An 18,886-nucleotide genomic window follows, 5' to 3' on the forward strand; every position below is an offset into this window, starting at 1 on the left:
GGCCGGTGCCGTGGCCCACTGCCGCCGGGGCGCGAACGCCCCGGCGGTGGTGCCTCACTCGTCGACGACCAGGCGGGACACCTCCTCGGCCCGGTCCTTGACGAAGTAGTGCCCGGCGTCCTCGATGACGTCCAGGGTCACGTCGTGGGCGTAGTGCTCCCAGGCCCGGTAGCCGGTCGCGTAGCCGTCGGTGAGCGGGTCCGCGCCGCCGATCACCACGCGTACCGGGGTGCGCAGCCGCTCCCAGCCGTCGCCGGCCTCGCGGTGGAACCGCGAGCCCTCCAGCATGTCGTGGCGGACGACGGCCAGGACGCGGCGCCGGTCCCTGTCGTCCAGGGCGCCGGAGAAGCCGCCGATGGCGCTCAGGCCCGCGAAGAGGTCGTCGTCGCCCGCCTGCTCCGTCAACTGGTCGTCGCTCGGGGCGTCCTGCGGGAACGCGGCGCCCAGGACGATCCGCGCCGGGGCGGCACCGCGGTCCTCCAGGAGCCGGGCGAGGAGGACGGCGAAGAACGTGCCCGCGCAGTGCCCGTACAGGGTGTACGTGCCGCGCACCGTCTCCGCGATCTCCTTCGCCACCCGCTCGGCGGTCTCGGCCCAGGGCTCCAGCGGCTCGTCGGGGCGCACCGGGTCGTGCCCGGGCAGCTCGGCGGCCCAGAGTTCGACGTGGGCGGGGAGCTGTCCGGCGAGGGGCTGGTAGGCGGTGGCGTTGCCGCCGCCGTAGGGGATGCAGACCACGGTGTGACCGGGGCCGCCGTCCGCGTCGCGCTCGGGCGTCAGCCGGTGCAGCAGCCTCGGCGTGCCCTGCGCGGCCTCCAACGAGGCGAGGCACACGGCCAGTTGCCGTGGCGTGGGGTTCTTGAAGACCTCCACCACGGGCAGCCCCTGGCCGATGGCGCGGGCCAGGGTCACCGCCTTGAAGGAGTCCCCTCCGGCGTCGAAGAAGTCGTCGTCGACGCCGACCCCGTCCGGGTCCGTGTCCAGGACCCGGGCCCAGGCGCGGACGACGTGGAGCTCCAGGGCGCCGGTGGGCCGCGCGCCCGCGGGGCCCGACGCGGTGCGCGCGGGGGCGGGCAGGGCCGCCCGGTCCAGCTTGCCGTTGCCGGTCAGCGGGATGGAGTCGAGCGGGACGAAGGCCCCGGGGACCATGTAGTCGGGCAGCACGGCCCGCAGTTCGGCGCGGAGCACGGCGGGCTCGGGCAGGCCTTCGGGGCCTGCGGGGACCGCGTAGGCCGTGAGCGTCTTGTCCCCTGCGGCGTCGGCCCTGACGACGACGCGTGCGTCGGCGACGTCGGCGCGGGCGAGCAGCGCCGCCTCGACCTCACCCGGCTCGATCCGGAACCCGCGGAGTTTGATCTGGTCGTCCGAGCGCCCGGCGTACTCCAGCTGCCCCTGCGGGGTCCACCGGGCCAGGTCGCCCGAGCGGTACAGGCGGCTGCCGGGCGGCCCGTACGGGTCGGCGACGAACCGCGCCGCCGTCAGGTCGGGGCGGTTGAGGTATCCGCGCGTGACCTGGTCTCCGCCCACGTACATCTCGCCCACGACCCCGGCGGGCACGGGCCGCAGCGCCCCGTCGAGGAGGCGTACGTCGAGGCCGGGCAGGCCGACGCCGATCGCGGAGCCCGCGGCGCCGCGCACCAGGTCCTCATCGAGCGGGCCGTGGGTGACGTGCACGGTGGTCTCCGTGATGCCGTACATGTTGACCAGGCGCGGGGCGTCGGCGGCGTGCCGCTCGTACCACTCGGCGAGGCGCGGCAGGTCGAGCGCCTCACCGCCGAACACCACGGTGCGCAGCGCGAGGCGGGCGCCCACGCCGGGGTTCTCCCGGTCCGCGCGGATCAGCTGGTAGAAGGCCGACGGGGTCTGGTTGAGCACCGTCACCCGCTCGCGCGCGAGCAGCGCGAGGAAGTCCTCCGGCGACCGCCCGACGTCGTGCGGGACGGTCACCAGGCGGCCGCCGTGCAGCAGCGGCCCCCACAGCTCCCACACCGAGAAGTCGAAGGCGGGTGAGTGGAACATCGTCCACACGTCGTCGGCGCCGAAGTCGAACAGGTCCCGCGTGCGGGTCATCAGGCTCAGTACGTTGCGGTGCGTGACCAGGACGCCCTTGGGCCGGCCCGTGGAGCCCGAGGTGTAGATGACGTAGGCGGCGTCGTCGGGGCCGTGGGTGCCGCGCTCGGCCGCGTCCAGGTCGTGGGCGGGCAGCGCGGCGAGGGCCGCTTCGGTCTCGGGGGCGCCGAGGACGAGGTGCGGCACGTCCGGCAGCCGGTCGGCGAACGCGGCGTCGGTGACGACGAGTTCGGGCCGGGCGTCGGCGAGCGTGTACGCGACGCGGTCGGCCGGGTGGCCCGGGTCGACCGGCACGTACGCGGCGCCGGTCTTCAGGATCGCGAGGATGGTGACGACCAGGTCGGTGGAGCGGGGCAGGGCCACGGCCAGCATCCGGCCGGGGCGTGCGCCGTGCGCGCGCAGCAGGCGGGCGAGGCGGTTGGCCGCCGCGTTCAGCCGCGCGTAGTCGAGCGTCGCCCCGTCCGCGGTGACGGCGGGCCGGTCCGGGTGGGCGGCCGCCGTGGCCTCGAAGACCTGCGGCACGGTCAGCTCGGGCACAAGGGCGCCGGGGCCGCCCGCGCGGGACCACTCCCGCAGGCTCCGCAGCTCGCGTTCCGCCAGGACGTCCACCGCGCCGACGCGCCGCGCGGGGTCGGCCACGAGCTGTTCCACGACGCGGACGAAGCGGTCGGCGATGCGCTCGGCCGTGGCGCGGTCGAAGAGGTCCGTGGCGTATTCGAGGTGGCCGACGATGCCCTGCCCCGGCAGCGCCGCCATGTTGAAGAACAGGTCGAACTTGGCGGTGGTGCCGCGCAGCGGCTCGAGGCCCACCCGCAGGCCGGGCAGCGCGAAGTCCTCACGGGCGAAGTTCTGCCAGGCGAGCACCACTTGGGTCAGCGGCGCGTAGGCCGTGGACCGCTCGGCGCCGACGACGTCCACCAGGCGCTCGAACGGCACGTCCTGGTGGTCGTACGCGCCCAGCGACTTGGCGCGGACCTGGTCGAGCAGGTCCAGGAAGGCGGGGTTGCCCGCCATCTGGGCGCGCAGGACCCAGGTGTTCACGAAGAAGCCGATCAGCTCGGTGAGGTTGTCGTCGGTGCGGTTGGCGATGGGGGAACCGATGGCGATGTCGTCGCCCGCGCCGTGCGCGTGCAGGAGCACGGCGAGCGCGGACTGGAGCACCATGGACGCGGTGGCGGAGCGGCTGCGGGCCAGCTCCTCCACGGCGGCGGCCGTGCGCGGGTCGAGTGCGAACTCCACCACGTCGCCCCGATGGCTCGCGACGAGGGGCCGGGGTCGGTCGGTGGGCAGCTGGAGGGGCTGCGGAAGACCCTTCAACTCCTCCTTCCAGTAGTCGATCTGCGCGGTGAGGAGACTGTCGGAGTCGCTCTCGGAGCCGAGCAGCTCGTGCTGCCACAGGGTGTAGTCGACGTACTGCACCGGCAGCTCCCGCCAGCGCGGCGGCTCGCCGCGGAGGCGGGCGGCGTAGGCGGCGGACAGGTCCCGGACCAGCGGCACGAACGACTCTCCGTCGGCGGCGATGTGATGGATCATCAGGAACAGGACGTGGTCCTGCTCGCTCAGGCGCAGGAGCGTGGCGTGCAGCGGGATCTCCGCGGCCAGGTCGAAGGGGAGCGCCGCCCTCGCGGCGAGGGCCGCCTCCAGGTCCTGCGGCGCGACGTCGACGACGGGCAGGTCGACGGTGAGCGGTCCGGCGTCCAGGACGTGCTGGCGGGGCTCGCCCTCGGCGTCCTCGGGGAACACGGTGCGCAGGCTCTCGTGCCGCACCACCACGTCGCGCAGGGCCGCGGCGAGCGCGGCCGCGTCCACCGTGCCGGTCAGGCGCAGCGGGAACGGCGCGTGGTAGGTGGTCTTGTCCTCCTCGAACTTGTCCAGGAACCACAGGCGGCGCTGCGCGAAGGACAGCGGGACCGCGTCGGGGCGCCGCGCGGCGCGCCGCAGCGCGAGCCGGGCACGGGCGCCCTCGGGCAGGTGCGCGACGAGTTCGGCGACCGTGGGCGCGGCGAACAGGACGCGCAGCGGCACCTCCACGCCGAGGAGGGAGCGGACCCGGCCCGCCAGGCGGGTGGCGAGCAGGGAGTGGCCGCCCAGGTCGAAGAAGTCGTCGTCGACGCCGACCCGGTCCAGGCCGAGCACCTCGGCGAACAGGCCGCACAGCAGCTCTTCCTGCGGGGTGCGCGGGTCCCGTCCGCTGGCCGCGGGGGCGGCTCCGGCCACGCCGGGGGCGGAGCGGGTGCCGCCGTTCCTGCCCCGCGCGTCGGCGCGGCCGAGGTGGTCGAGCCGGCCCTCGGCGCTCCAGCGGGCGAGGTCCCCGGTGCGGTACATGCGCGTACCGGCCGGTCCGAACGGGTCGGCGACGAAGTGCCCGGCGGTCGTGGCCCTGCGGCCCGGGTAGCCGCGGGCCAGGCCCGTGCCCGCGAGGTACAGCTCGCCGGGCACGCCGGGCGGGACGGGCCTGAGGGCCGCGTCCAGGACGTAGGCGCGGGTGTTGTCCACCGGCTGCCCGATCGGCAGCGGGTCGGGCACGCCCGTGGCGCGTGTGACGGCGTGGGCGGTGGCGAAGGCGGTGGTCTCGGTGGTGCCGTAGCCGTCGACGACCTGGAGGTCCGGGCAGGCGGCGAGGACCCGCTCGACGGCGGCGGGCGACACGGCGGCGGGGGCCGCGGCGGCGCCGCCGACCCAGGCTTCGCGCAGGCCCGCGAGGCCCTCCGGCCGGCTCTCGGCCACCGCCGAGAACTGGGCCGCCGTGAGGTAGACCGCCGTCAGGCGCTCGGTGGCGACGAGGTCGGCGAGCGTGGACGGGTCCGGGTGTCCGGTCGGGGCGACGACCACGGTGCCGCCGCGCAGCAGCGGTGTCCACAGCTCGCAGGCGGAGGCGGTGAGGCCCTGCGCCGACGCCAGCAGGACCCGCTCGTGGGCGCCGCCCGCGCGGCGGCGGTCCAGGGCGAGCCGCACGACGGCCCGGTGGGTGACGCCGACGCCCTTGGGCGTGCCGGTGGCACCGGACGTGTACATCACCGAGGCCAGCTGGTCCGGGTGCCGCCGCGGTCGCGGGCTCCGGTCGGCGGCCCGCTCGATCTGCGCCGCGGTGGCGGGCTCGTCGAGGACCAGGAGCGGGCAGACGTCCTGCGGGAGTCCGGCCGCGCTGGAGGTGTCGGTGAGCACGAGCACGGGCTCGGCGTCGCGCAGCACGAACGCGCGCTGCTCGGCCGGGTGGTCCGGGTCGAGCGGCACGTACGCTCCCCCGGCCTTCAGGACCGCGAGCAGGGCGACGACCAGGTGCTCGGAGCGCGGCAGCGCGATGCCGACCGGCGTGTCGGAGCCGACCCCCCGTCCGGCGAGGACCCGCGCGAGCCGGTCGGCGCGGGTCTCCAGCTCCGCGTACGTCAGCCGCCGGTCGCCGAAGGCCACCGCGACGGCCTCCGGTGACGTGGTGGCCCGCTCGCTGAGCAGTTCGTCCACGGTGCGGTCGGGCAGTGCCGTCGCGGTGTCGTTCCAGGCGGTCACGGTGCGGTCCCGGTCCTTGCCCGTGACGATGTCCACCGCGCCCACCGGCGTATCGGGGTCGGTGACGAGGCGGCGCAGGACCTCCGCGTAGGCGGCGGCGATGCCGCTCGCCCGGTCGCGCTCGAAGAGGTGGTGCTGGTACTGGAGGCCGATCTTCAGCTGGGGTTCGGCGAGGGCGACGACCATCATCGGGTAGTGGGTTCCGCTGAGCGGGCTCAGGCCTGTGATCTGCACGCCTGCGGCCGAGGTCGCCTCGGTGATGCCCGCGGCGTCGACGGGATACGACTCCAGGACCACCATCGTGTCGAAGAGGGTGCTGAGGCCGAGGGACTGCTGGATGTCGAGGAGGCCGTGGTGCTGGTGGTCGAGCAGGACGCCCTGCCGCCGGTGCAGTGCGGTGAGCAGCTCGCGCAGGGTCCGCCCGGGTGCGCAGTCGACGTACACGGGCAGGGTGTTGATGAACAGGCCCACCATCGCGTCGGCGCCGGGGAGCTCGGGCGGGCGGCCGGAGACGGAGGTGCCGAACACGGCGTCGCGCCGCCCGGTCAGCCCCGCGAGGAGCACCGCCCAGGCGCCCTGGAGCAGGGTGCTGACCGTGACGCCCGACTCGGTCGCCGTCCGGGCGAGGTCACGCGCCGTCTGCGGGGACAGGGGCACTTCGATCATCCCGATGCCCGCGCTGTGCCCGTCCGCCGGTGCGTCGGGGGCCAGCAGGGTGGGCTCCTGGAGCTCGGCCAGCTCCTCGGCCCAGGCGCGGGCCGCCGCCTGCCGGTCCTGTCCCGCGAGCCAGGCCAGGAAGTCGCGGTAGCCGCGCACCGGGGGCAGGGCCGTGCCGTCGCCCGCCGCGGCGTACAGGCGCGGAAGGTCCTGCATCAGGAGCGGCATCGACCAGCCGTCGAACAGGACGTGATGGGCGGTCAGGACCAGTTCCCAGCGCTCCGCCGCCAGCTTGACCAGGGTGAGCCGCAGCAGCGGTGGCGCGGCGGGGTCGAAGTGCGCGGCGTGGTCGGCGGCGAGGAACCACTTCAGCTCCTCGTCCCGCCGCGGCGCGTCCAGCGTGCTCAGGTCCACGAGCCGCCAGGGCAACGGCACGTCGCGCGGCACGAGTTGGCGCCACTCCCCCGCCTCGTTCTGGGTGAACGCCGCGCCGAGGTTCGGGTAGCGGTCGAGCAGGGCCTGCCCGGCGGCGCGCATGCGCTCGGGGTCCACCGCTCCGGACAGGTGGAAGGTCAGCTGCATGTGGTAGGCGTCGAAGGACGACGTACCGGTGAGCAGGCTGTGGAAGAGCAGTCCCGACTGCATCGGCGTCAGCGGCCACACGTCCGCGAGGCCTCGGTAGCGCCGTTCCCACGTGTCGAGTTCGTCCTGGCCGATGTCGACGAGGGCGGTGTCGGACGGGGTGAGCCCGCCCGCCTCGGGACGGGTGCTGTGCTCGGCGAGGGCTTCGAGGGCCCGGTGCCACAGGTCGGCGAGTTCCTGTACGTCGTCCTCGGCGAGCAGGTGCTCGGGGAAGCCGATGCGGGCCTTGAGGCGGGGGCCCTGGGGCGTGTCGCTGACGTAGGCGTTGATGTCCAGGGAGGCGAACGCGGGCATGTCCGCGTCCGGCTCCGGTATCAGGCCCGTGGTGCCCGCGCTGCTGGTGAAGCCCAGGCCGTGCAGGTCGTCGGGCATGTTCCCGGCCGCGGTGAGGTGGCCCAGGTAGTTGAAGGAGATCTGCCCGGTGGAGTACCGCCGCAGGACCTCGGCGGTGTCGGGGTTGAGGTGGCGGAGCAGGCCGTAGCCGATGCCCTTGTCCGGGACGGCCGCGAGCTGTTCCTTGACGGCCTTGACGGCGTCACCGGCGGCCGCGCCACTGGCGAAGGCTTCGTCCAGGTCGACTCCGCGCACGTCGAGGCGGACCGGGAACATGCTGGTGAACCAGCCGACGGTGCGGGACAGGTCGGCGCCCGGGACGGCGGCCTCCTCGCGGCCGTGGCCTTCGAGGCGCAGCAGGAGCGAGGCGCCGCCGGTGCCGCGCCGCTCGCGCCACCGGGCCGCGGCCAGGGCGAGGCCGGTCAGCAGGCCGTCGTGGACGCCGCTGCGGAACGCGGTGGGCAGGGTGGTGAGCAGTGCCTGGGTGAGGGGCGCGGGCAGGTCCAGGTGCACGTGCCGGACCGTGGACGTCACGTCGACGGCCGGGTCGAAGGGGCGCGGCCCGAGGTCGGGGTCGGGATCGGCGAGGATCCGCCGCCACAGGGCGAGTTCGCCGGTGCGCCAGGGCGCTGCCGCCTCTTCGGTCAGGGCGTACGCCCACCGGCGGACCGAGGTGGCGGCATCGGGGAGGTGCGGGGTACGCCCCGCGCGGACCTCGCGCCAGGCGGCGGCCAGGTCCGGGAGCAGGATGCGCCAGGAGACGCCGTCGACGACCAGGTGCTGGAGGACGAGGGTGAGGCGCCCGGCGGCCTCGGTGCCCGCGTCGAACCAGACGAGCTGGACCATGACACCGGCCGTCGGGGCGAGGCGGCTCGCGGCGGCGTCCGCCTCGGTGCGCGCGCGGGCGTGCCAGGTCTCGTCCCACACGCCGTCGCAGGGCACGCGGTGGATCAGGGCCGCCGCGTCGACGGTGCCGGGCGCGGCCACCTCGATGCCCGTCTCGTCGCCGGGCACCAGGGTCGAGCGCAGGACGTCGTGCCGGTCGAGGACCGCGTTCACCGTCGCGACCAGGCCGGCCTCGTCGATGCCGACGGGCAGGTCCACCGTCGACGCCATGGCGAACCGGTCGTGCCCGCCGCCGAGTTCGAGGAAGTGGTGGCCCGCGGGGAGGAGCGGCATGAAGCCCACGCCGCCGCCGTCGAGCTCTTCGAGGGTGGACGTTTCCCGGCTGTGGTCGGCCGTCCCGGCCAGGGCGGCCACGGTGCGGCATTCGAAGATCTGCCGCGGTGTGACCTCGACGCCCCGTGCCTTGGCGCGGGAGACGACCTGGATCGAGCGGATGCTGTCGCCGCCGACGGCGAAGAAGTCGTCGTCGACGCCGATCCGTTCCCGGCCGAGCACCTCCGCGTACACCGCGGCCAGGACCTCCTCGACGGGGGTGCTCGGGGCGCGGTAGGCGCCCGCGGCGAACTCCGGCGCGGGCAGCGCCTTGGCGTCGACCTTGCCGGTCGGGGTCAGCGGGAACCGGTCGAGCAGCACGAACAGGGACGGCACCATGAACTCCGGCAGCCTGGCGGCGGCGAACCTGCGCAGCTCGCGCGCCGACACCGTGCCCGCCAGGTCCACGTCCATCTCGCCGAGGCTCTGCACTCCGGCGATGCCGTCCGTACCGGTGTCGACGGGCACCACGTAGCCCACCAGGCGCGGGTCACCGGCCCGGTCCTTGCTGACGGCGACCAGGGCCCGGGCGACGCCGGGGTGGGCCGTGAGGGCGGCTTCGACCTCGCCGGGTTCGATGCGGATGCCGCGGATCTTGATCTGGGTGTCGGCGCGGCCGAGGTAGTCGAGCCGGCCTTCGGCGTTCCAGCGGGCGAGGTCACCCGTGCGGTACATCCGGGCGCCCCGCGGGCCGTAGGGGTCGGGCACGAAGCGCTCGGCGGTCAGGGCAGGACGGCCCAGGTAGCCGCGCGCGAGAGGGCCCGCCACGTACAACTCGCCCGTCACTCCCGGCGGTACGGGGGTCAGACCGGGGCCGAGTACGTAAGTGCGCATGTTGCCCAGGGGCGTGCCGATCGGCGCGTTCGCCGCTTCCGGCCCGTCCGGGGCGATGGCGTGGGCGGTGGCGTAGAAGGACTCGGTCTGGCCGTAGGGGTTGATGACGCGGACGCCGGGGATGGCCTCGCGCACGCGGTGCACGAGGGCGGCGGGGAGCGCTTCGCCTCCCGTCACGACGGCGTCGGCCCGGACGCCCGTACCGCAGCGGTCGAGGAACGCGGAGAGGACGGAGGGGACGGCGCTGATGACGCCTCCCTGCCAGCCGCCGCGTTCGGCGACGGCCAGGATGTCGGGCACCACCTCGACGGTGCCGCCCCTGGCCAGGGTCGTGATCGTCTCGAAGACGGAGACGTCGAAGTTCACGGACGTCCCGGCCAAGGTGCGGGTTCCCGCGTCGATGCCGATGACGTCGGCCAGGCCCAGCACGCCGTTGACGACCTCGCGGTGGGTGATGACGACGCCCTTGGGCGTGCCGGTCGACCCGGAGGTGTACATCACGTACGCGGCCTGCGCGGGACGCGTCGACGCGGGCTCGGCGTCCGGGCCCGGGCTCTCGAAGTCCACGTCTCCGAACAGCAGGCGCGGCACGCCGGTCTCCGGCAGGACGTCGGCGGTGCCCTTCTCGGTGAGGACGAGGGCGGGGCGGGCGTCGTCGAGGATGAAGTCCAGGCGGGAGCTGGGGAACCGGGGGTCGATCGGCAGGTAGGCGCCGCCCGCCTTGAGGATGCCCAGCATGGCGACGACCAGGTCGGCCGAGCGCGAGAGGGCGAGGCCGACGACGGTTTCCGGACGTACGCCGCGGTCAGTGAGTTCGCGGGCGAGCCGGTCGGCGCGCGCCGCGAGGTCGGCGTAGGTGAGCCGCTGGTCCTCGAAGACCACCGCCACCGCTTCGGGAGCGGCGGCGACCCGCCGGGCCACCAGCTCGGGGATGGTCAGCTCGGGCGTCTCGACCGCGGTGTCGTTCACCGTGTCGAGGACCGCTCGCCGTTCCTCGGGGGCCAGGAGGTCGGTCGTGGCCGCGTGGGCGCGGGGCTCCGCGACCATGTGGCGCAGGACGCGCACGAGCCCGTCGGTGAGGCGGCGGACCGTGGAGGCGTCGAACAGGTCGGTGGCGTACTCGATGGCGCCCCTGACCTCGGACCCGTGCGCCGTGTCGGTCTGGACGAGGTGGACGTACAGATCGAAGCGCGCCGTGCCGGTCCTGGCCCAGATCACCTCCGTCTGGTCGATGCCGGGCAGGTCGAGTTCGGCGCGGTCGGTGTTCTGCCAGCCGAGCATGACCTGGAAGAGCGGGTGGTAGGAGGTGGAGCGCTCGGGGTTGAGGAGTTCCACCAGGCGCTCGAAGGGCGCGTCCTGGTTGTCGTACGCGGCCAGAGCCTTGCGCTGGACCTGGGCGAGGAGGTCCTCGAAGGACGGGCCGCCGGAGAGGTCCGCGCGCAGCACCCAGGTGTTGACGAAGAACCCGACCATGCCGTCGGCGGCGTCGTCGGTGCGGCCCGCGATCGGTGAGCCGATCGGGATGTCCTGGCCGCCGCCCAGCTGGTGCAGCAGGGCCGCCAGGGCCGCCTGCATCACCATCGAGACCGTCACGCCCCGGCTGCGCGCCAACGCCTCGGCCTCGCCGAGCAGTTGGGCGTCGACGGTGAACTCGACGCGGTCGCCGCGGTGGCTGGGGCGGGAGGGCCGGGGCCGGTCGGTGGGCAGCGCGAGCGGCTGCGGCACCCCGGCCAGTTCCTGCTGCCAGTACGCGGCCTGCCGGGCCAGGAGGCTGTCCGGGTCGTCCGGGTCACCCAGCTCGTCGCGCTGCCACAGCGCGTAGTCGGCGTAATGCAAGGGCTGTTCGTGCCAGTGGGGCTCCTCGCCACGGATCCGCGCGGCGTAGGCGGTGGAGAGGTCACGGAACAGCGGCGCGAACGACTGGCCGTCTCCGGCGATGTGGTGGACCACCAGGGACAGGACGTGCGCCTCGGGCCCGCTGCGCAGGATCCGCACCCGCACCGGCAGGTCCACGGCCAGGTCGAAGCGGTACTGGGCCGACCGCGCCACCGCGTCGGCCACGTCGGCGGCGTCCGTCTCGTCGACGGCGACGTCCAGGCGCGCGCGGGCCTCCGCCGCGTCCAGGACCTGCTGGTACGGCACGCCGTCCACGTCGTGCCCGTAGACCGTGCGCAGGATCTCGTGGCGCACGACCACATCGGCGACCGCGGCGGCCAGGGCGCCGGTGTCCAGGGCGCCGTGCAGCCGCAGGCTCATGGGGATGTTGTACGTCGCCGAAGGACCCTCGAAGCGGTCGATGAACCACAGCCGGTCCTGGCCGTACGAGAGCGGGACCCGGTCCGGGCGGTCGTCGCGGCGGCGCAGCGCGGTGCGCGCCCGGCCCTCCCGCACCCGGGTGACGAGGCGCGCCACCGTGGGGAAGTCGAACACGTCACGGATCGCCACCTCGGCGCCGAGGGCGGCGCGGATCCGTCCCGCCAGGCGCATCGCCAGCAGGGAGTGCCCGCCCAGGTCGAAGAAGTCGTCGTCGATGCCGACCTCTTCGGCGCCGAGGACGTCGGAGAACAGGCCCGCCAGCACCTCCTCCCGCGGTGTGCGCGGCGCCCGGTAGGCGGTGGTGCCGGTCGCTTCGACGGCCGGGAGCGCCTTGTGGTCGAGCTTGCCGTTGGGGTTCAACGGCAGCCGCTCCAGGCCGACGAACCGCGCGGGCACCATGTACTCGGGCAGCCGCTCGGCGGCGAAGGCCCGCAGCTCCGCGAGGGCCGACCCGTCGTCGCCCGCGACCGGCACGACGTAGGCGACCAACTGCCGGGTGCCGTGCGCTTCGGGGGCGACGACGGCGGCCTGGGCGACGCGCGGGTGGCTGGTGAGGGCCGCCTCGACCTCGCCGGGTTCGACGCGGATGCCGCGGATCTTGATCTGCGTGTCGGCACGGCCGAGATAGTCGAGCCGGCCTTCGGCGTTCCAGCGGGCGAGATCGCCGGTCCGGTACATCCGGGCGCCCCGCGGGCCGTAGGGGTCGGGCACGAACCGCTCGGCGGTCAGGGCCGGACGCCCCCGGTAGCCGCGCGCGATGTGTCCCGCGACGTACAACTCGCCTGTGACGCCCGGCGGTACGGGGCTCAGGCCCGGCCCCAGGACGTAGGCGCGCATGTTCCCAAGGGGGGCACCGATCGGGGCGCCGACGGCACCGCGCGGCCTCTCGTCGGCGGAGGCGGAGGCTGAGGCTTCGTGGGCGGTGGCGTAGAAGGACTCGGTCTGGCCGTAGGCGTTGATGACGCGTACGCCGGGAAGGGTGTCGTGCACCCGGCGCACGAGGGCGGCGGGGAGCGCCTCGCCCGCGAGGACCACGGCATCCGCCCGGATGTCCGCGCCGCAGCGGTCGAGGAGTGCCGCGAGCGCGGAGGGGACGGTGCTGATGACGCCCCCTTGCCAGCCGCCGCGTTCGGCGACGGCCAGGATGTCGGGCACCACTTCGACGGTGCCGCCCTCGGCCAGGGTCGTGATCGTCTCGAAGACGGAGACGTCGAAGTTCACCGAGGTGGCGGCGAGGGTGCGGGTGCCCGCGTCGATGCCGACCGTCTCGGCGAGGCGCAGCACTCCGTTGACGACCTCGCGGTGGGTGACGGTCACACCCTTGGGCGTGCCGGTCGAGCCGGAGGTGTACATCACGTACGCGGCCTGCGCGGGCCGCGCCGACGGGACCTCGACGTCCGGGCCCGGGCTCTCGAAGTCGACGTCGTCGAGCAGCAGGCGCGGCGTGCCCGTCGGCGGGAGGACGTCGGCGGTCCCGGCGTCGGTGAGGACGAGCGCGGGCCGGGCGTCATCGAGGATCCGGTCGAGGCGTGCGCTGGGGTACTTCGGGTCGATCGGGAGGTAGGCGCCGCCCGCCTTGAGGACGGCCAGCATGGCCACGACCAGATCGGCGGAGCGCGGCAGCGCCAGGCCCACGAGCGTCTCGGGACGCACTCCGCGGTCGATGAGTTCGCGGGCGAGCCGGTCGGCGCGCGCAGCGAGGTCGGCGTAGGTGAGCCGCTGGTCCTCGAAGACCACCGCCACCGCGTCCGGAGCGGCCGTCACCCGCCGCGCCACCAGCTCCGGGATGGTCAACTCGGGCGTCTCGACCGCGGTGTCGTTCACCGCTTTGAGCACCCGCGCGCGCTCCTCCGGCCCCAGTACGTCGACCGAGCCGATCGCGGCCTGCGGGTCGCGGGCCACGCCGCTGATGAAGGCGACCAGGGTGGCGGTGAGGCGGTCCACGTCGTCCGCGCCGTACGAGGTGCCGCTGGCGTCCACGCGGACGTGCAGGTCGCTCCTGGCGCGGCCGTCGTAGTAGATGCCGAAGTGGAGGTCGTCGATGGCTCCCCAGGACGAGCCGGGTTCCATGGACGCCCTGGCGCCGTCGAAGTCGACCGGCCTGACGAAGGGAAGGATGTTGAGGGTGGCGCCGAAAGGACTGGCGACCGACTCCTTCTCGAGTGCCGCCCCGGCACCGAGACGGATATCGGAGACCTGGTGGGTGGAATGCTCCCGGACGCGCTTCAGTTCGTCGGAGAGCACGTGCGCCACGTCGTGGAACCGCGCCGACAACGGCGCGTGCGCGCGTACGGGGAGAAGCGTCGCCTGGGAGCCGTAGAAAGACCGCGCGGCTTCGGTGCGGCCGAGGCCCGTCATGGAGAAGGTGAAGTCCTGGCGACCGCCGAGGTGACGGAAGAAGACGGTCGCCGCCGCGGTCAGAAAGGCCGGCATGCGCACGTTGATGGAAGCGGCGGCCTTGAACCACGCGTCCGATTCCGCCGCGGGAACCGCCACGGTGCGATGGAGCGCGGTGGGACGGTCGGAACTTCGTTTCCCCGGAAGGCGAAGGGCATCGGGGGCATCCGCGAGATAGGTCCGCCAGAACGCGGCGTCCTCGGTGAATTGCGGAGAGTTCCGGTAGCGCAGGTCTTCCAGGTAGATCTCCTCCGGGCCGCTCTCCGGGCGCGCCGGTATCGCCGTGCCCTGTCTCAGGGCCCGGTAGCACTCCGCCGTCCGGAGCGGCAGGAGCTGGCCCAGGGTGTAGCCGTCGGCGACGATGTGGTGAGCGGCGAGGACCAGCAGACGGCGCGACGCGGAGAGGCGGATGACCCCGGCCCTGAACAGGAGGTCGCGCTCCAGGTCGAACGGCTCCCGCTCGATGGCGTCGGCCCTGGCCCGGCCCGCTGCCTCGGGGTCGTCGTCATCGCTCATGTCGTGGAAGAAGGGCGTCCAGGCGTCGTCGTCCTCCCGGACCACTTGCCGCAGCTCGTCGTCCAGCTGCCGGAAGTTCACCCGTGCCGCGGTGTTCTCACGGAAGACGATCCGCAGCGCGGCGCACAGCAGCTCCTCATCGATCTCGCCCTCGATGAGCCAGCGCGAGGCGGGGATGATGGGCATGTCCGGCGTGATCTTCTGGGCCAACCATAGGCTTTTCTGCGCTTCCGAAACACTGAAGGAACGCAACGAATTCAACTCCCTCGTCACTGCTCGTCACTACTCGTCAAAAGAGAAAAAGCGTCAACGGGATCGAGACGGGGAAAGAGGAACCCATGCCACTTGACCCACCCTCACAACATCCCTTCAAGGGATTGCGCAGGTGAGGGACCACCCCCCGTACCCTCAGCGCATGTTCCGCGCGGCCTTGCCGCTCGGGATGAGTTCCGGATCCGAATCCCCCATTCCGGAACTGCCCGCCTCTGGCTGACCGGAGGGCGGCCCATACATGCCACGTGAAGGTAGCGAAGAACCTAGCTCAGCGACCGCTACGGGTACAGCTCCCACTCGATTCCCCCGGCAACTCCCATATGCGCCGGTGAGTTGCGTCCCGGCGACAGTACAGAGAAATCATCCGGCGCCTTCTGCCGCGCCTTTGCCGGCGGCGCAGCGGCCGGGCGGCCCGAGCCGGTCGATGCGCGCGGGCACGAGGCTGCGGACGGTGCCGGTCACTCGCCGCCTCTCTTGATGTCGCGCTTGATGTCTCGCTAGATGTCTCTCGTGGTGTCTCTCGTGGTGTCGTCTTCGGCGTCTCGCTCGTCGTCCACCCCTTGGGCCGTCAGCATCCGTTCGAGGCGGTCGAAGCGTTCGTGCAGGGCGCGGGCGGTGTCGTCGCGCAGGGCGCGCGCCTCCCGCTCGGCGCTCCGGACCAGGTGGTGGCGCCGCTGCTCACGGCCGACGAACCAGGTGGCCAGTGCGGCGGTCATCACGCCGTACGTGGTGATGCCGACCCCCATCACCACCGCGCCGACGACGCGGCCCCACAGGGTGACCGGGTAGAAGTCGCCGTAGCCGACGGTGGTCGCCGTCTCGATCGACCACCACAGGGCCTTCGGGTAGGTGGTGAGGTTGGCGTTCCGCGCACCGTGCTCGGCGGCGACCACGGCCCAGGAGCCGACCGCCATCGTCACGGCGAGCACGACGGTGGCCCCGCCTGCCGCCTTCAGATGCAGCGAGCGGTCTCCGCGACCTTCGTGCCCCTCGCGACCTTCACGGCCTTCGCGGCCGAGCAGCAGCGCGACCGCCCTGGTGAGGAATCCCGGCAGCATGGCCGGATCCTGCGCGAACCTGCGCTGATGCCGGGGCCGGGCGCGCCCGGGGGTCACACGATCGGGTGATTCCCCGTACGGCACCGCCGCCGTGTTCCGCTGAACGGAACGCACGCTGGCCGTCCTGCGCACCCCTCGGCAGAGTCGGCATTCCGCGCCTCTGCCTGCACGAGCGCGCCGGGAGAACTCATCGACCCCGCGATCAGAGGTGGCGCTCATGACCCTCATGCGTCTCACGCTCAACACCGTCTACCTCTTCGAGGAAGAGGAGTCGGGTTCGACCCGCATGGGCCTGTACGTCCGCGTGCTCGACAACTCCGGCACCCAGGTAGCGGAGTTCCGCTGGAACAGACGCAACGGCGAGGTCGAGGACAACTTCCAGTATCCGCTGGACGGCGACCAGGAATACCCGAGCGTCCTGGTCTTCGACATCGGCGGCGAACCGGGCGGGATCGGCCGCCTCCACGTCAAGGCCTACACGGACAACGACGAGCGCTGGCCCGACGAAGGCCACCACGAGAACTTCCTCGGCGAGGCGGAGGTCGTCTTCGACACCCGCGAGCCGAGCCAGCTCGGCCAGATCCTGCTCGGCCCCACCACCACGGACAACGGCAACACCGGCTACGCGGTGACCGGCCTCCTCGAAACCGTGCCGCCACGCGGATTCCGGCACGCACGGCTCGTCTTCAAGGACGTGGTGGTCTTCGACGACGAGAACAGCGACTTCACCCACATGGGCCTGTACGTCCGTGCCTTCGCCCCCGCCCAGGGCGGCGCCGAGGCCATCGACCAGGAACTCCTGCGCTGGAACAACGGCGGTGACCGCGTCTTCGACGAAGCGCTCTTCCCGCTCGCCAGCGGCCTCCCCTCCCCCGTCACCACCCTGGCCATCGGCGGACCGACCCGGATCTGGGTCGAGGCGTACACCCACGACGACGAAGCCTGGCCCAGCGGCGGCGCCTACGAGAACCACCTCGGCCGCGCCATGATCACCATCGACCCGAACGAGCCCGACACCCTGGGCCGCCACGTCCTCGGCCCCACCCAGACCGACCAGACCCACAACGGCTTCCTGCTCACCATGAGCAGCGAACTCCTGCCGCCCGACGCCACGCCCGACCTGGAGATCACCGGCGTCGAAGTCACCCAGGCCACCCAGCACTTCACCCCGCCCACGGGCGGCACCCCGCACGCGCTGGCGGCGGGCAAGGCCACTCTGGTCCGCGTCTACCTCGACTCCGGCATCGACCCGCGCGAGGGCGGCACCGTGAACGGGGTGACCGGGACACTGACCCTCAACGGCGGTTCCTTCACGACCCGTTCGCTCAATCCGATCACCGCCCGGCCCATCGCCCAGGTGGACCGGGCGCAGATCGGGCACACCCTGAACTTCCTCATCCCCGCGAACCACATCACCCCCGGCACCGCCAAGATCCTGGTCCAGGCCGAGGTCGCGGGCACCACCAGCAACCCCATGGAAGTCACCGCCGACATCCGGGCGACGCGGCCGGTGACCGTCTGGATGGTGCGGGTGTCGACCCCCACCGTCCCCGCGATCAGCGCGGCGCACTACCGCACCGTCTCCGACACCCTCCCCCTGCGGTACCCCATCGCCGACACCGGCGGGATCGTCTACCACACGGTTCCTGGCCTCACGGAGATCCACACCACCCGCGACCTCACCAGCGACGGCGGGCAGGAGGACTTCATCGACGACCTGGAGGACATCCAGGAAGACCACGGCAACGACGACCAGTTGCTGTACGCGATGCTCCCCCAGGCCGCCCCCATGAGCATCAGGGGCGCGGCTCGGTACGACGACCACGTGGCGTTCGGGTACGACATCGTGTCCACCTTCGCCCACGAGGTGGGCCATCTGCTGGGTCTCCGGCACGCTCCGTGCGGCGGCCCGGAGAGCGTCGACGAGGACTTCACCCCGCCCGACGGCCGCACCGGCGAAGTAGGTGTGGAACCGCTGACCCGGACCGTCCACCCGGCCACCGCCGGTGACCTGATGAGCTACTGCGGCGTCAACGACCGCTGGATGAGCGGCTACCACTGGCTACGACTGCTCAACACCCTGTCCGTGCGCGGCGAACAGGCAGACGCGGCGCCGCCCGAGCGCCCCGTCCACGGCACGGTCCCCGCCGTGCAGACCTCCACCAGCCGGCCGTTCCCGGGCGAGTACGTGCGGATCCGCGGCCGGGTCACCCGCTCCGGCACCGTGCGCTGGGGGCCCTGTCTGCGTACGTTCCGCAAACCGTCGCCGCCGCGGACGGTCCCCGGCCCCGCCTACACCGTGTCCGTGGAGGACTCGGCCGGACGAGTCCTCGCCAGCGCGCCGACCGTCGTGGTCTTCGACCGCCGTGAGCAGCAGGAAGCCCTCTTCGGCGCCCGTCTGCCCTACACCGCGCGGGCCCACCGCGTCGTCCTGCGCCGCGACGGCACCGAGCTGGGCGCCATGGTCGTACCGTCCGGACCGCCCCAGTTCATCCTGAACGCACCGCTGTCCACTCCGGAGATCGACGCCGACGGCGTCCTGCACCTGCGCTGGCAGCGCCTCGACACCGGCGAACCCGAACCCCGCCCCGCCCACACGTACTACGTGCGGTTCACCAACGCCGACGGCACCTTCGCACCCCGCCCCGGAGTCAACCTCACCGACACGTCCTTCGACCTCGACCTGCGCACCATGCCGGGCCACCGACGCTGCGTGGTACAGGTCATCGCCACCAACGGCTACCACACGTCGTACGTCCAGACCCCGCCCTTCGCCCTGCCGCCACGACCGCCCGAGCTGCTGCTCGGCACCACCGACGGCCCGCTGCTGCACGCACAGGGCAGTTCACCGCAGCACGGCCCGATCACCGGCGCCGACGTGGCCTGGCTCGTCGACGGCCGCGCGGCGACGACCGGCGGCTCCTTCGACGTCCGCTCGACCGGCTCCGGGCCCCACGCGATCGCGGTCAGGATCACCGACCGCGACGGCCTGGCCACCACGGCGCCCCTCGGGAGGTACGACGGCACGAGCGGAGAGCGCCTGCCGGTCTCGCCCGATCAGTAGGCGC

At 73.3% G+C, this 18,886-nt stretch carries 3 protein-coding genes; 1 reads left to right on the forward strand and 2 read right to left on the reverse strand.

Translation table 11 applies throughout. From position 1 onward, the window contains the following. Window positions 1-54 precede the first annotated feature (54 nt). Window positions 55-14,760, reverse strand: coding sequence for a non-ribosomal peptide synthetase (locus IG74_RS48160; RefSeq protein WP_078869084.1), 14,706 nt, complete (start codon window positions 14,758-14,760; stop codon window positions 55-57). Window positions 14,761-15,257: 497 nt separating this feature from the next. Next, window positions 15,258-15,818, reverse strand: a complete 561-nt coding sequence (locus IG74_RS0127690) for a potassium channel family protein (RefSeq protein ID WP_051855516.1) — start codon at window positions 15,816-15,818, stop codon at window positions 15,258-15,260. A 217-nt stretch (window positions 15,819-16,035) separates the two neighbouring features. On the opposite strand from IG74_RS0127690, the gene IG74_RS0127695 reads away from it, so the two are divergent. After that, window positions 16,036-18,882, forward strand: a complete 2,847-nt coding sequence (locus tag IG74_RS0127695) for a hypothetical protein (RefSeq protein ID WP_030682895.1) — start codon at window positions 16,036-16,038, stop codon at window positions 18,880-18,882. Window positions 18,883-18,886: the final 4 nt, after the last annotated feature.

Origin of the sequence: Streptomyces sp. NRRL B-1347, assembly GCF_000720325.1 — a bacterium.
Lineage (GTDB): Bacteria > Actinomycetota > Actinomycetes > Streptomycetales > Streptomycetaceae > Streptomyces.

Coding starts and splice junctions, on each gene's coding strand:
- IG74_RS0127690 (WP_051855516.1), bottom strand. CDS start 15,818: ATGCTGCCGGGATTCCTCACCAGGGCGGTCGCGCTGCTGCTCGGCCGC.
- IG74_RS0127695 (WP_030682895.1), top strand. CDS start 16,036: ATGACCCTCATGCGTCTCACGCTCAACACCGTCTACCTCTTCGAGGAA.